Annotated in this window: 1 protein-coding gene (running past both ends of the window); it reads left to right on the top strand. The window is 53.3% G+C overall.

Every position in this 17950-nt window falls within one protein-coding gene, locus HW115_RS09660, for an LEPR-XLL domain-containing protein (RefSeq protein ID WP_178932414.1), read on the top strand. The gene is 56733 nt long; 22537 of those nucleotides lie to the left of the window and 16246 to its right, leaving coding positions 22538–40487 in view — codons 7513 (partial) to 13496 (partial); the first complete codon in view begins at position 3. The start codon and the stop codon both lie outside this window.

The raw sequence follows: 17950 nt of genomic DNA, 5'->3' as shown, positions 1-17950 counted from the left end.
AGATCCCTGGTGCGGACGATGTTACTTTGACGGTTCCTGCCGCAGGAGTTGGAGCACCCTTCCTTCGCTTCCGTGCCGCTGACATTGATGTCGTGATTGCAGGTCAGACGCTCAACGGCACCTTCCAGTTCGAGCAGGGCGTGCGGGCAGACGGTGGTAAATACCTCTCGTTTGTGGTTGAAAATGCCAACCTTAATTTGGGCGACGGTTTGGCCGAACTGACCAACATCAATGGTGCCTTCCTCGTGACCCAACAAGGGGTTGCCGGCCAGCTGACACTCGGAGCCTCACTCGACCTCGGCCCGGTTAGCATTTCCGCCAATGAAATCATTATCCGGGTCAACACCGGACTGACTCCTGTCATTCTTGATGACGCTGCCAGCACCCGTATCGAGGGTGGACCTTTCTTTGAGTTTGCTGCCATCGGCGGAAATATCACGGTCGCGGATATCGTGCTTGAGGCTGATTTCTTTGTCCGTAAGGAAACCAATGCCAATGGTCAGGACCGTCTGACGCTGATCGTTCAGAACCTCAATATCGACTTTGCCGGGATTGCGATCACCAACGGTAGTGGCACCTTGCTCATCCTTCCTGATTCAACCGACACCAACGGCAATATTATGCCGAACACCGGAGGTATCGCCGGAACCTTAAGCGCCACAGTCGATATCGGTGGACTGGTCGATGGTGTTGAACTCAGCGGGACCTTTAGCCTGGAAATCAACAACACCAACGGTCGTGTTATTGATTCGGTGCAGGTGGGCGATAACACCGTGCAGATTGATCTTCCTGCCGGACCGTATTTCCGTATCGGAGTGACCAATGCCGTTCTCAGTATTGCTGGTCAGAGCCTCTCGGGTAGCTTCGCCATTGAAAAACTGACAACACCGACCGGTAGCATGCTGAGTATTTCAGCTCTCGATGTCGCCCTCACTCTCGGTGATGGTCAGAAAGATTATGTCGCTCTTACCAACGGCACCGGAGCCTTGCTCGTGGTTGAAGAGACGGTTGGAACAGTGGTGACCAAAGGCTTGGCTGGACGGATCAGCGGCACGGTGGAGCTCAAGAATATTCCTGGCATTTCACTCAGCAGTGATCTGGTTCTTGAAATTAACAATACCGGCAAGCAAATCGACCAGTTGTTTGAAGTTGGAGGAACCGATATCCGCCTCGAGCTGGACGCCGGGGATTACATCCGCTTCACCGCAGCTAACAGCACGCTCTCGGTGGCAGGTCAGACGCTGAGTGGTAACTTCTTCTTCGAACGCAGCACCATTCCTGCGATTGGCACTGCGCCGCCAAGCACGGTGATTCGTTTGGGTGGATCCAACATCGGGTTCTTCCTCGGTGACGACATGGGCACGGTCAATGACTTCACTGACGATGCCGGACTCCGGATGACCGGAGGGACAATCGGTCTGGTCATTTCTCCTGATGGTGTCGCAGGTGTCATTGGTGGCACGATTAATCTGAATATCCCAGGGCTGGTTCAAACCACCGCCACGGTGACAGTCACGATCAACACCACGAACAAGGCACTGCATTCGACCTTCCCCATTGCCAGTGCTGATGGCTCAGGAGACCTGATGGTCAACCTGGAAGCTGGTATCTACTTCCGAGTCGATATCGAGAACTTCAGCCTTGATCTCTTTGGTCAGAGCCTGTCCGGCAACTTTAGTTTCGAGCAAGTGACCAGCCCGGGACTCGATGGTCAGTTCAATACCACGGACGATGAAAAAACGCTCAAACTTGCCATCAGCGACCTCAGCCTCTTCCTCGGTGACAACGGAGGCACGGAAGGTTTTGAAAATAACAGCGACGATGTCGGACTCTGGATTACAGGTGGCACCGCACAACTGCTGATTTCTCCACGTGGACTTGCCGGTGAGTTTGCCGCTACCGCCATGGTCTTCATCGAGCGTGGTCAGGGTATCGGAGTGGATCGGGTCACCGTCCGGATCAATAACACCTTGGAGGTGGTCAATGAGAGCTTCCGCATCGGTGATGTCGAAACCACACTCAACCTTCCTAAAGGACCTTATGTCTCGGTCGAAGTAGAAGGGCTGGAGATCGAGTTGGGGGGGCAGATCATTGCCGCCGACTTTACCTTTATTCGCCAGACCGATCTCGGTAGCGATAACAAGATCGGCGGATCTGGCGCTGCAGCGGATGTATCTGTGACCCGCATTATGCTGGATAATGTGCTGATCTCCCTGTCTGCCGATGGTAAGGAGTTCGTTCGCGCCGAAAGCCCGGTCGATCCAACCGACACCTCGAAAACGATTCCAAGCACGCTTGAAATCATCTCCGGTCCGAATGGTGGTATTGTCGGACTGATCACCGTGACCGTAACGGTGACCATCCCGGGTGTTAGCGTTGGCGGAACCTTCAGCGTTGGGTTTAACTCATTGACCACAGCCGGTGCTACACCATCCGCACCGCGTGTTGGTATCAGCTACGACCTCGATGTCGACGGTATCCCAAGCACTCCAGCCGTGACGATCGCAGCGGGGCTGACCGTTTCCGGCACCAACGTTTACCTCGATGTTCTCGGTCAGCGCCTGACAGGTAACTTTGTCTTCCAGAAATCTGCTACCGGTGAGATTGTGATTGCCCTGAAAGATGTGGTGCTTGAGTTAGGCGACGGCGATGAGGTCTTTGTCACTGCCACCGTTCAGAGTGGCGTCATCCTCATTACCCAGGCGGGTATCGCGGCAGACCTTCAGGTGGGTCTCAGCCTCTCACCTAGCTTAAGCCAGGATATCCAGTTCTCTGCAGACAACATTTTCCTCAAGATCAACACAACCCATGTCAAGGTGACCCGGACGGTTGAAGTTGGTGGTGCCGGATCTGTGACGATCAATGTGCAGAAGGGGCCCTACTTCAAACTGCAGGCTGGCGCAGCCGGGTCGGATACCGTTCCTGCGGCTCCTGTTTCACTCACTGTCATGGGTCAGACGATCGAGGCTGTGTTCTTCTTCGAGCAGATCACCACGGCCGCCAATGTCAAAGTCATCCGTATCGGTTTATCCGATGTCTCGATCTTCCTTGGAGATCCGAAGGGGGCTGGCACTGCCGATGACGTCGGCGTCTTCCTCCGCAATGGATACGGTAGCATTATCATTACCCAGCAAGGTATCGCTGGTGAGTTTGGCGGCACCACGGGGCTGACCCAGGCGCTGATGAATCAGATTGGTGGAGGGATTACGGCAGATCTCAAATTCCAGATCAACACTTTGGGCATAGCCGTCAATGAGCGCTTTGACTTTATCAATGCCAACGGTCAAACCGAGACCACCGTGCTCAAGCTGAAGAAGGGACCATTCTTCCGAGCCGAGGCCATTAACGCAACACTGACGATTGGCGGCTTTACCCTGATCGGGAATTATGCCTTTGAAAAAGGTCAGCTGCGCGTCACTCCAACATCCGCACCTGTCGAAGCCCTGTCCATTGCTGCCGTCAATGTGCGTATTGATGCTTCGGACGATTTGCCTGAAGGTTTGGTGAATGCCAGTGGCGCCATCATCTTCTTACCGAATGGTATTGTGGCACAACTCGCCGGACGTGTGCAGGTAGGTGATGGTGACTCGGGAGGATCTGGTGCCTCTGCCAAGATTGGTGGAGGAATCAATACCACCGGTGCCGCTGTCGATCTCAAGCTTCTCGTGGGTGAGGAAAGCATCAGTGTTAAACTTTCCGATGCCGCCTTTAGCTTTGTCTTGCTCGATATCGCGATCGACTTTGGTGACTTTGTTGAGTTCCGCGGCAACCTTTCCGGTTCTGGCGATACCTTCTCAGGCACGGATATTGATCTGTTTATTGGTAAGGGCCCATTCGAGGCATTGGACGGCTCACTTAATCCTGACGCGATCGGAGTATTACTTTCAGACGGAGTCGTCGATTATAAGAGTGTTGGTGCCGCAGGCCAGGGGCTGTATGCGGTGAAGGCAACGGGTAATCTGGCTCTTGTGGGACTTGATGGACTAGTTGTCAAAGGTGCTGTAACTCTGTTGATCAACACCTCGACCGTCGCGGTTGATCTCGGAGGACAGTCGATTGCTCCGGGCACGTTCTCCTTCATCGCACGTGGAGCCGAGTTCAGCATTGGCAACCGCTTCAGTGTTGGCGGCACCTTCGTTATCTCACGTCGCCCGAATGGTGATCTGGATGTGCTCATCGGCGGAGGGTCGGTATCGATCAATGATGAAAATGGTAAATCCCTGGTGGCAGTGAAGGGAAGTGCTTCCTTCTCAATCACCGAGGCTGCCGGATTTAAACTGACCTCATTTAAGGTGCGTGGCTTCTCGATCATGGATCAGATGGGGCTGGACGCAGGCGCGGTCGATAACAGCGCAGGCAATAACAATGGCTTCAGCGGAACCGACTTCTTCCCAACGGCGGACCTTGCCGGTCCTATCACTGGAGGTGTCATTGTCGGCAATGACCTGCTGACCAAGCGTTACATCGATGTCCAATACAATGACCTCAACAACGTTGGACTAAACAATGCGACGATCACCGATGTTGCCCAGGAGTTTGTCGTCAAGGTCAATGGTAGCACGAACCATAACCTCGTCTTTAACGGCACTCCTGCCAGCGTGCCAGGTAAGCCCAACACTTGGCGCTACCAGTTGACCGGTGGCACACTCACCAGTGACCAGCTCAATAGCCGCATCACCGTCGAGTTCAACGCCGGCTCGTTCTCAGACAATGGAGGTATCGGTAACTTTACTGAAATTGAATACTTCAATGTGGTTCCCGATGCGAATACCTTGCCTGGTGCTACGGCTAGCATTTCCAGCCCCGCCAATGGTGGAGCAGTGGATGCCGCTGCCATGAACCAGAAGCAGTATCTCGATATCACTTTCACTTCGCAAGATGGCACGGCAATCAACAAGGACACGATCACCGACACCACTCCATTTACCTTGAGTGGCACCGGATTGGATCGGATCAAACTGAACCCGAATGGCACACCAGTCCTCCGCGGTAACCTGCCACTTTTGATCTCCGGCTTTGAAGATACCGCCCAGAGTGTCACTTACCGTTATTTCCTGACACCGATGGATGCTCTGCCAGCAGCACCAGCGCAACCCGGTCAGCCCGCTCCGACTCCACCGGCACCTTCCTTGTTCAAAGGTGGTCAGGTGCGTGTCACATTTACGAACGGGACATTTGCCAGCTTGGGGAACAAACCCGCCGGCAGCGTCAATGCGGGCAATATTACCCAGTCGTTTACTGTTGATCCCACCGTTGCCGGATCAGCCACCGGCGGAGGACCAATCAATATCGGACCGCTCACGGTCGAGGGACCAACCGTTGGTCTGGAAGATATCGGCTTCAAAGATGGCCTGCTTGTTTTGACCGTGGGGATTGGAGTCAACCGTGCCAGCCTCGCCTTTGGTGGTGGTGGCAATGCCACCGATGCCAATGGCCAGACAACCAACCAGAGCAATGCCCAGTCCGATAGCGGCATTAAAGTGGAAATGCTTGGTCTGCTCGGCACCTTTGACGTTGCTGTTGATGCCTTTGGCCTCCTGAGTGGTAACGTTGATATCAGCCTGACCGGTAGATGGGGGCTGCGTGTGGGAGTTCTCGAAATTGACGTGCCGGATGTGGTCAACGTCACCGCCAACGGAATCAACGTAAACTATGATCCCTCATTTGGAGCTGAAGGATCCGCCACGGAAGGCATGGCACAAGAATTGATCACTGTGAATAAAGCGGTGATCAAGTTCCCGTCGGTCAATATCATGGGCACACTCAATGATGTGACGATCCGCGACAACGGCTTCACTCTGGGGAATGCGGAGATCTGCTATGGTTGCCTCGATGCCCCGAACTCCGGCACAGCGCTCAATGCCGACGGCACCGTTGCCAGCAGCCAGACCGCCGCCATTAAGATTGGCACGATCCTTGAGTTCGATGACATCCGGATCGGCGTGAACAACTTCACCGTTAACTTCGATGCCGAAAACCCAGTGGTCTTCAATGGTGAAATTTACATCGCTTCCGGTGGCGTTCGCTTCCTTCCTGGTAAACCGATCAGCGGATCGATGAGTGATCGCAACGATGCCACCGACGTTACCAATGGCGTGCAGAATACCGAAGCTGTTCGTGCGACCCTCGAATTTGAAAATGGTCGGGTCAAAGCCTTTAAATTCCATGTCGATACCCTTGAATTGAATTTGAGCACTTTTGTGACGCTGCGTGCGACCGACTTCATGCTCGATACGGGAGCCACTGCAGATGAGGCGCTCGTTTCCTTCGTCAGTGTCGGAGCCACGGTCAAGATTGGCTCGCTGCTGCTCACGGGTGAAGCCCGCCAGTTCCGCATCATGGGTGACGGCAGCTTCGATACTCTGCCTGGGTTCGGGGTCTTTATCAGCATTGGTTCCGCCACGGGTGAGTCGTTCAAGTGGCCTTCATTCATTCCAATCAAGATTACCCAGATTGGTATCCAGTGGGATGACATTGAAAATGACCCTGGTGATTTTGTCTTAATTCTTTCCGCCGAGGTCACTGAGATCAAAGGGATGAAGGGAATGACCTTCTCAGGTTCTGTGGTTGGCATTAAGATTTCTCCTGATCTTCTCTTCCAAGGCAAAAACCCGATCATCGGCATCGAGTCGATGGGAGTGAGTATTGAGGGTAATCTCTTTGGTGGTGAAGTATCAGCCACATTGATCGGAGGGATCCTTCGTCTCGATGAGCAATACAACATCATCTCAGCCCTCGATACGGTGACTCCAGTTCAGCAGCGCGTGTTCTTTATCGGGATTGAAGGAAAATTTGCCATCGCTGGCATCGGTGGTTTCGGAATCCGCTTTGCTCTTTCCGAGCTCGGACCATTGAGTGTTCTGCTGAATGCTGACATTCCAATCACCGTTGAGCCTAACTCCGGCCTGACGATTGCTGATTTTGTCGGAAGTGTTGAGTTCTTTAAAACATTGCCATCGATCGATGATCCGTTTGCTCTCCGTGGTTCCGCCTTTGCCGCTCCCGGTGATATCGATGTTTCTACCTGGCTGGACACCGTGCGCAGTCAGGTTGCCACCCAAGCTCGATTGGTGGCTGCCAACCCAGCTCTCAACGGCTTTACCGCAGCCTTCACTTCACCGTTGGTTATTTCCGGAAGTGCCCGCATCTTCTCGATCTATACTTCGCAGACTCTGTTTAATGGTAAGGTGTTTATCAAGATCTCCACCGACGGAAAATTCCTGGTCGGTGGACAGCTGAACTTTATCGATAACAACATCAGTATTTCCGGTAAGCTCTACGCTGACTTGTCGAATGTTGCCAATGGTGATGTGACCGTTCTCTTCCTCGCGGATATCCCAGACCAAGTCGAGCTGCTCTCGATCTACGGTAAGCTCAAGATGGGCTTCCGCAATGCAGCCGGGGATGAAGTGGAATTTGAAATTGCTACGGACGCCACCGCGATCCCGGGTGGAGGTCAACCGACTGCCGACCTGATTGCTCCTGTCGGTGACGGTGGTGTGATTGATTCCGGTGTCATCAACAATGAGGCAAACATGTTCAGACATACGGATGGAGATGATTACTACTATGTGGATGTCAACTACGCCTCATCCGGTTCGGTGTCGCTCGATTTTGATTCTCTGCTGGATGCCCAATTTACGCTCAGCGGAAATGGACCTTCCCTGACTGGAGTAGTGGTTCCTGTCGATACCATCATCAATGAGTTTGGTATTGTGGAAACTGCCGCACTGGTCTTCAGAGCGTCTGAGGGCGAGTTGGAAGACCGGATTGTGCGTGTGGTCAAAGATGATTCCGATCCAAGTGGCTACCGCGATGAGGTTGTCCTCACGGCGTCCGATGTGCCGGATGCTGCCGGCACGGGTGCGGCCTATGAAAAGGCTCTCTTGGTCGCAGCCCTGCGCACCACCGGTGTTCGCCGCTTCCGTTATTTGGTGGATGCACCATTCACCAAGGGAGACTATCAACTGAGCTTTGCCGAGGATGCCTTTAAACATGCCGATATCGTCGATGAAAATGGCGTGGTGGTGACACCTGGGATTGGCAATGACGCCTTTACGCTCGGGTTTGTTGTCGAAGGCGCCAGCGCCCGTCTGGTTGACCCAACCACCGGAGCCAACCTCGACATCAATACCATCAATGGCCGCACGTTTATCGATGTGGAGTTTGTCAGTCCGACCACCGGCACACTCGACTTCCTTGAGAGTTCGATCACCGACCTTTCCCCGGAATTCCGTTTGACCGGTGCCGGGCTTGGGACGATTACCTTGGACAATAGCACGGCTCCGATCCGTGTGAGTGATAGCAGCCATACCTACCGCTACTTCTTGCAAGGTAACTTTGCCGAGAATGCTTCCGGTGAAATCGATGGCACGGTGCAGCTGACCTTCCTTGCCAACGCCTGGTCCTATGTCGACAGCAGCCTGAGTGCGGGGGATGTCGATGACCAGGATGTCAACACACCTGCCGGAGGAAACTTCCAGCCCGGTGATAAAGGGCCGATCGTCTTCGACGTGATCTTTGATGTTGCCAATGGCGTCACACCACCAGCCGGCTTCGAGCTGGACCCTGGGTCGTTGACCGATGGCAACCTCGAATTTATTGACTTCGATTTAAATACACCGGGTATTCAGTTTGAAGCACCCGCCGGTGTTGTGGTGACTTTGAATGAAACGCTCTCAGTCAGCTACTCGCCTGATACGCAAACACTCAGCGTTCCTACCACTTACATCATCGCGGATGACGCCACCGCCCCTGGTTCTTCATTCACCATCAAAGTGGATATTGATCCTACATCGGTTGGCTTCAGCGTCGTTGACGGAGTGATTACAGGAACCCAGCCCGGTGATGCCGTGCAGCTCAAAAATGAGACCAGCGCCACGGCCGGTGATATTGTCATTTCCAACGACCGGACCTACATCGATATCCTCTTTGCCGGCAGTGCAGGACAGGATTTGGTGGAGAGCTCGGTGCTCGATAGTGATCCTGAATTCAACCTCTCCGGTATCGGTGTTGGAACCGCCGCCTTACTCACCGATAACAACCCGTTAGCGATCGGCGGAAATGTCTTCCGCTACTTCATCAGTGGTGATTTTGAGGTCGGTCAGGTGAACCTCAACTTCATTGTGAATTCCTGGGAAGACGGATCCGGTGAAACGAACCACGCCTTCACACGCTCCTACACCGTCCAGGGTAGCACCGCCGATTCAGTGGTCGTGCGCGGTGACCAAACCGATAGCTTGAACGGTTCGGAGATCGGGCTTGCCGAGATCAATGACGCTGGATATATCGATGTAACCTTCCGCCCATCCAATGGCAATACCCTGAACCATGACTCGGTCAATGGAGATGAACTGACCCTTACGGCACCTGATGGAACCGAGATTCGTTTTGAGGGTATTCCTGAGAGGATCAGTGGCACCAATACCTTCCGCTATACCCTCAGTGAGAATCTGGCGATCGGTGTCTATACACTCACGATTGTGGCCAACACCTTCTCTGACTCTGCCGGTCATACCAACCTTGAGGAAACCGAACGCTTTACTGTCAACGTGGCTCGCGCCAACTTGAGCAACCCACCATCGGGATCCACCGAAAACCGGGAGACACTCAACGGCCGTGGTTATATCGATATTGTCTTTGATGATGTCTATACTCCGACGATTAATGATGCCGGACTACAAACCGGATCAACCACCGCGCCGATTGACCCCGATACGATCCTCGACGAGGGCGCTGAGTTCCTCCTCTTCGATGGAGAAGGCAACCCCATTAATGTCGAAGCAGTACCTGTCAGTTTGGGCGGCAATAAATTCCGCTACTTCCTGCAGTCGGGCGCTAACAGCGATAACTTCCGTATCCAGTTCCTTGCCGGATCCTGGAAAGATGCCAATGGCAATAAGGTAACCTCCGAGCAAGCCAGTGGCTACATCGCCGCCGAGCAGGTGCCCGCTGATACCGATGGTGTCATTGATATTCAGTTCAATGGCATCCGCGGAACCGTTGGGGGGCAGTTTGTGACCTTTGACATCGATTACGACACGATCACCGATGCCGATGATGAAATCACCGTCCAGGTGAAGGATACTGATGGCAACCTGATCACCGTGGAACTGGACGAGGCACCCATCGATTTGGGTAATGGTCGCTTCCGTTATGTCCTGACCAATGGCGAAAGCACCGCCAATGCCATCGTGACCTTCAATGCCGATACTTGGGCTATTGAGAACGGGCGCACCGTCAATCAAACCGATATTGATGCTCCGCCCATCAACGTCGCAGCTGTTGCCGATGATACTGCTAATCCAACCCGTGCCGGACCGTATTTTGATGTCACCTATACGCCTATTGACGGCACCGAAGTGGATCTTTCGACGATCTTGGATACCGACGCGGAATTCATCCTCTCCGGAGCGCAGGCACAAAACCTCGTCTTTGTTGATGTATATAATCTCGGTAATAACACCTTCCGTTACCTCTATGAAGGTCAACTGGATACCGGGATCATGGAAGTGCAGTTCATCGAAGGAGCATGGGCTGACACCGCTGGCAACCTTGGGCAAGCCAGCACATCCGCCATTAAGATTCTGACCGAATCGGAATCGTTCTTCATCGAGATCAGCGGTGGTATTGTTCTTAATGGTGCAGGTTTCCTTGATGAGCCAATCATTGAACTGTCCGGTGAGGTGATCATGGAATTTGACACCACCCGTAGTGTCTTCCAGTTGGACTTTAACGCCCAACTATCACTTTACAAACTCGGCTCCGTCGGAGCCACGGCCGGTCGCTTTGTCGTTGATAACTCACGCACAGTTTCCGACAATATTCAGATTTGGGGAGTTGCAGCCCTCCGCACGAATTTCTCCTTCCTTGAGCAATACGGTCTCTACCTGAATGCCGAGGGAATGCTGCAGCTGAACCTGACCTCGCAGCAGAAGACCGAAACCTTGACGTTCAAGGGGCTCGACGGTGGAGCGGATCGCACCGAGACCTTTGTCTTGGCACCTGAACTCTTCGCGATTGAGTTGGTGGGTTACGCCCGCATCCGTCCTCCGGGAACATCCACGGACATCATGAGCCTTGAAGGTGGCTTCTACCTGAGCTTGAGCCCCACGCGTTTTGAGCTCTTTGTCAATGCCTCACTTTCCTTTGGTGCCGGCGAATCTTCGATCAACTTTGGTGAGGCAACGGGTCTCTTGGTCGTTCAGACGGGTCTGGGTGCAGGTGAAAATATTGGTCTTGCCGGCTCCTTCCGCGTTTCTGCTGGTGCTGATATCGGATTACCAGATGTCGGTAACCTGTTTAAGGCAAGCGGATCAGTTACGGTGGTGGTGAATACCACGATGCAGGATGTGATCTTCCAGCTTCCTGATTCCTTCCTTGCCATTATCGACGGTGATGAGCTTCCCGGGTTTGCCGAGGCCGGAACGATTGATTCCAATGGTGACGGCGTTGTCAATGAAGAGGACAAAGCTTCCTTCACCATCTTTGAAAGCGCACCTGGCATCGATGGTAGCCGTCGCGCTGACGGAACTCCCGAGGTCTACGCCACCGCAATCATCCAAGCCGAGTTAATCATCGGTGACTTCATCGAGTTGGTTGGCTTCCTGCAGATTACGGTTGCTGCCGATGCTGATGGTGGTCGCCTGTCCGTCGTAGGTGCTGTCAGCACCACCATCCCACTGCTCGGAACCCTGACCGGAACCCTGAACTTCGATGTCTATGTCGGAACCGAAACCGGAGTGGTGGGTCGCGTCGTTCTTTCTCTCTCCAATACCGATATTCCAGAAGTTGAACTCGCCGGAATCCTCATTCTTGAAATCAATACCTTCGGCTCCACCCGTGAGGTCACCAACTTCAAAACCAAAACCAAAACCTACGACCGAAGCGATGGATCACAACTGACCGTCTTTGATGGATTTGCGCGTGACGCCGGTGGCAATCTTATCACCGATATTGTCACGATCCAGACCGTGGGAGGATTCAAACTTGAACTTGCCGGAATCTTGACCGTTTCGGATAGCTTTGAATTTGTTGGTTATGTTCGCTTTACGCTTGATCTTGCCGGAGACGATCCAGGCATCGAACTGCTTGTCCTTGCCAGCCTTGAAATCGATGGCATTGGATCGGTGAAAGTCGATGGTGGCTTCCGCATCAATAGCGATGGTCTGGTGGCACGCGCCGCGGTCTCACTCGACACGGAATTTGGTGATGCCATTGGACTCGACTTCACCATGAGTGCGGTGATCCAACTCAACACGACGGGTGTGAACCAGCAATTGGCGACGACAACGATCCCTCCAGGGTTCCTCTTGGCTATGCAAGGTAGCGTCGAGTTTATCGGCATTGCAACGGCACAAGGATCGGTATCACTCTTTATTGGCCAGAACGGCTTTGAGTTCCTCTTTGATGTTAGCTTTAATGTCGCTGGCGTTCTTACCTTCTCCGCATCCGGTGGGGCTGCCGTGTATGTGAACCAACCTGCAGGTCAGAATGGTTTGGCTCTCGCCCTGAATGTCATTGTTGATGCCGATGTCACCATCGCCTCGTTTGAAGCCTCCGGACTTCTGATTATCAACACAACGAATATTGACCGCGTCCTTGGCACGCAAAACCTGACCGCCAACACCTTCATCCTCGACGTTTCTGGTAAGATCGAGGTTCTTCAGGTGATCAAGATTGATGCCGACTTCCGGATTGAAATTGGCAACAACTCATGGTCGATCGCCTTCAGTGTCGATCTCGACTTCTTTGGTATCGCCCGACTTTCAGGTAGCTTCTACCTCGATTCGGAAGGCATGTTCGATATCAACATCAGTGGTTATGTTAGCCTTGGTGGTGGTGGAACCGGACTCTTCGGTGACTTTAGTTTCCACGTCCGTTCCGGATACCTTGGAACCGATACCAATAATGACGGTAAGATCAGTGGCGATGAAGTCGAACGAGACACCCTGGGGAATGCCCAGTATGAATTCCTGCTCAGCGGATCCGCTCAGGTCAAAGCGAAGATCTTTGGTATTTCATTGGCATCCTTCGGTATGAGCTTCAGCTTCCGCGCTGCCGGTGCCGGTGAGACACCGATCGTCCTCACCGTCTCTGTCCGGATTAAGATTCTCTTCGTGAAGATCACCAAAACCGCACGGTTCAAGATCGGCACACTGCAACTTCCTAAGCCGGTCTATCTGGCAGCCAGCTTAAACAGCCCACAGGCATGGGTTGAAAATGCCACCACTGGATCCGCCCTCTACCTGAACGTGGGTGACCGCTCCGGTTCCAGAAATATTGGCAATACACCACAGGCTGATGATCCGGATACCGACCTCAGGGAGGACCTTCAGCACATCAATGAAAGTTATATTGTCCGTGACATTGGATTTACCGATCCTACCAAGCCGGAGGCTGGACGGACGATCAAGGTGACTGCCTACGGTCGCACCAATACCTTCAAGTATGTCAATAGCATCTACGGTGACTTCGCTGGCGGTGATGATGTGGTCTTCCTCGGAGCACCGGTTCTGGATGAAGATGGCAATGCGATTGCCCCAGGGCCAAACACACCGGCTGCTCCTGTTTCCCAGGTGCCCACCATCCCGGTTTATCTTAAGATGGGTGATGGCGATGACTCGGTTTCGTTCTCCGGAACGGTGACACCTAACCGTGCCGCCCAACAGAACTTGATCGAGCTGGGTGAAGGGAATGACTACGCCGGTATCATTGGCGAAGGTAGAGCCATCGTGGACGGTGGATCCGGTGATGACTTTATTGAAAACCTGGGCACGGGGCAGGTGACCTTCAATGGTGATGGTGGCCGCGACCGGATCTTCGGAAACACCTCGGCGGACGTCATCAACGGTGGTACCGGAAATGATGATATCGACGGACCTGGCGGAATCATCAATGGTGGAGAGGGTGATGACCAAATCAACTTTGCGATCGAAACTCAGACTGGGAACGCCACCATCACAGGCGGCAGCGGATCGGACCACTTGAATATTTCCGGTCGGGTCAGTGGTGATAACATCACGGTGACCAACGTGGGTGGCACCATCACTTCAAGTTTCGATGGTCAGAATCTGGTCAGCACCGGAATGGAGAATCTGTTCATCGACGGCCGTGGTGGAGCGGACAACTTCGTGGTATCGGATCTGGAAGGGTCCGGACTGCAGTCGTTTACGATTGATTTCGGTCGTAGCGTAGTGCAGACGGGAACCAAGGTGGTTTCAGAAAGCTTGGATCCCGACGACCCGGATGCCGAGTCGGTTAACCAGCTTGCTGCTGTTCTTGCGGTTTCGAATGATAATGCCCTGGATCGCTTGAGTGTGATTGGTGATTCGGGCAATGACTATTTCAATCTGGTCAACACCGGGGAGTTCACTGGGGTGGATGCGGATGGCACAGTGATTGGCACGGCACGTTACACCATTGTTGCTATTGGGCGCTCGGATTATTCGGTGGATGGCAATGGAAATCTATCCGTCTCTAACCCATCCGTTAGCATCAATATCAGCAACTCGGTCCGACATGAAGGGGACACCGCCGTTATCAATGGTTTGGGTGGCAATGATATCATCGATGCTTCAGGCTTGAGTGTTTCAGTGACCCGCCCTGACGGTGTGACGATTCCACGCACCGATCAAATCATTGCCAACCTTGTGGGTGATCTCGGGAATGACATTTTGATCGGATCGAATTTCGATGACATCCTCAATGGTGGTGTCGGTAGTGACACATACACCGGTGGTGACGGGTTGGACCAATTCTTCGATGCCAGCACGGATCCGAACGATATCGATACCCTGATTGAACAGCAGGACCGCGATATGTTGATCACGGACAACAGCTTTATCACAGGTAAGATCAAGGGTGATGGACTGATCCAGATTCTCAACCGTAAGGATGGATTCGACCGCGAGGAAGTTCAGGAGGTACGTCACAGTGAAACCAGTGGCACTTTCACCCTGAGCTTTGGCGGTCAGACGACGGATGCCATTGCTTATAACGCTACAGGTGATCAAGTTCGTGATGCCTTGCTGAAATTGAGCACCATTGACAAAGTGCGGGTCGAGCAGATGAGTGACGGTGGCAGTGGCGGAGCGTATATTTGGGAAGTGGCATTCCTTGGACCTACCGGAGCGGTGATCCCAGCGAATGCTTCTCAAAGTGGTAGCGCCGGAACGACGGCTGATTCTCCATTGAGTATTAATATGGCTGGCACAACGGACTCTGTGGCTCGTATTGTGAAAGATGCCACGACCGAAGTCGAAGTTCAGCGCATCACCCATTCAGGTGCCGGTGGTAGCTATACACTCATCTTTGACGATGGTCTGAATAAGGAGGAAACCGCGGCTATTGATTGGGATGCATCCGCTGCCGAACTGGCTGTGGCATTGAATGCGCTCAGTGCAAAAGTGGATATTGGCACGGTCAGTGTTGAGGACATCACTTTGCGCAACTCCGATGGTGATGTCGTAGGACCATACAGCTACTTGGTGACCTTTGTTGTTTCTTCCAACCGACCCAACAATGTTCTCCTTCTCAAGCAGGGAGAAAATAACCTGCAAGCCGGTGGTGTGATCAGCGGATTACCTACGGAGGCAGAATTAAACGAGTCCAGTAAGGGAGTGGATCCAACACTGGGCATCCCGGACAGCTTCACCCGGTTTGCTTCCAATGCCATTGTTGAAGACCTGAAAGGGATCTTCGAAAAAGCCATCCTCACCGGAGGCGCGTCACGGACGATTATTTCCGTCAGCAGTTCCACGGGATCTGCCACCGTTGGTACAACCGAGCTTACCGTGGGTGGCTTGACCATGGAGATCACCGTCGATACTGCCAATGCCACAGAAGGTGATGACGCCTCCCTCGCTGAGCTCTACGCTGTGACATTGACCGGTGAAGACAATGCCCGGATTACCGTGGCTGACACCGGTGCCGGCCAGGGCCGCGATGAGATTAAGATTTTTGGCACCGCCAAGGCGGATACAGTTTCCAGTGCTGCGTATGGTGCGGGGCAGGGTCGCACTGGCTTATTGGCACTGCACACGGGTGATCGTGCCAAGGGCGACATCTTGTTCTTCCGCGGTATTGAGCTGGTGCAAATTGAGCTCGGTGCCGGAGACGATACCATCCTTTCTGACGATACCGCATCGGTTACTCTTATCAACACCGGCGACGGTGATGATGAAATCATTGTAGGCACCGTGCCACTGATTCCAGACACCGGAAACCGTACCCTTGAGTTCCCCGAGGGAATTCCAGTCGCTGATACCGAAAACATGACCAACGGAGCCTCCAACAAGCTCTACATCTATGGTGGCGGTGAAAATGATTCCTTCGAGGTCAACTTCAACCGTGCCCAGCTTTACCTCCACGGTGGTAGTGGTGATGACCGGTTCCTGTTGAAGACCTTCCTCGTCCTGCGCGAGAACCCAGAAGATAATGAAGAAGTGACCAACCTTGCCAACCTCTTCGGCGGTATGGGAAGTAACCGCTACTCGTATCTTGAGAATGGTCCGGTATCGATCAATGGTGGTCCTGGCATTGACACCCTCGTGGTGGTGGGAACACCTATTTCCGACACCTTCGTCATCACTGAAAGTGTGGTAGCCGGAGCTGGTCGACTGGTTAATTTCCGTGGCATTGAGGCACTTGAGGTGAACGGTGCCGGTGGTGGTGACCATATCTACGTGCTCAGCACCAATGAGGCATTCACGACCACGATCGTTGGTGGCTCTGGTGACGATACTATCCACTTTGGTGGTGACCATCCTCCGCTGGTCTTTGATCCTCCTGCTGTGACGGTGACACCTCCGCCAGTGACTATTGAATTACCAAGTCAGCTGGAATACAACACGGTAACGATTAACCGTCCGACCGAGGTTTACACCTTCGAGTTTGGTTGGTGGTCCGGATTCGCCTCCATCTTTAACCCGAGCCTCTCGAATTACCTGGCCGAGGTGGCTGTCGCAGCCATTGAAAATGTCGTCAACGCCCGTTTCCAAGCTGAGCGCAATACCTATCCGAACCGGCGTAACCAGCAACTTGATTTCGATCGGGATAATATTCGTGTCGAGCGGATTCGCACGGGCTATTCATGGTTCTTCGGTGTCTTCCAGCGCGATATTTACCGTGTCACCGTCAGTAACGTCACCGAGTCTTATGAAGAGGGTGTGATTACAACGCAAACCAAGACGATCCAACCATTGTCGTTCACCTTTGACCCTCCACCATTCGCCTTTAAAGAAGCTGCCAAGTTCACCGTGGGTGAGATCCGTGGACGAGTGGTGGTCGAGGGTGGTAATGCCTTTGAAGACGAGGGCGACACCGTGATCTTCCATAACTCCTCCGGGCCGAACCTTGCCGGATTGGTGACCAACCGTTTGGTTCCTCGCTTTGAGTCCCTCGATGACGGCACATTCCGCCGCGCTCTCGATAGTGACGGCAATGAGATCGATGATGTTTATATCTCCGTGGAAGGTATGGGACTGCGGATTGCAGACGATGGCTACCTCAACCCTGACGGCACCCGTACCTTCGGAGTTCAACTGAAACAAATTGAAACCCTCGACCTTCGCCTTGCCGATGAGGACCCAGGAAACGGCGCATCACGCGACGATAACTTTACCGTCGCGCTTACCGACCTCCGCGGTTCTGAAAGCCGTGAAGGTGTTCTGCGTCAAGTTACCGATGACGAACGTCAGGAGTTGGATCTGCGGATTGTTGCCGGAGATGGCAATGATACCATTCTCTTGAAACAGACCACCGGATCCACCGAGGTCTTTGGAGGTCCCGGAGTGGATACCGTCACCATTGGCGACAACGGTAGCCTCGCAAATATCGGTGGCGGTCTGCTCTTCGATGGTGATGCCCATATCGATGAGGTGCAGGAAATTGTCAGAACCCTGCCAAATGTCGCATTCCCGGATACCTTCATCAATACCACTCACGTCGA

It is taken from the genome of Oceaniferula marina (genome assembly GCF_013391475.1).
Taxonomy (GTDB): Bacteria; Verrucomicrobiota; Verrucomicrobiia; order Verrucomicrobiales; family Akkermansiaceae; genus Oceaniferula; species Oceaniferula marina.
Note: the sequence above shows the minus strand (reverse complement) of the source record. Positions and strands in the feature narration are given on the sequence as shown.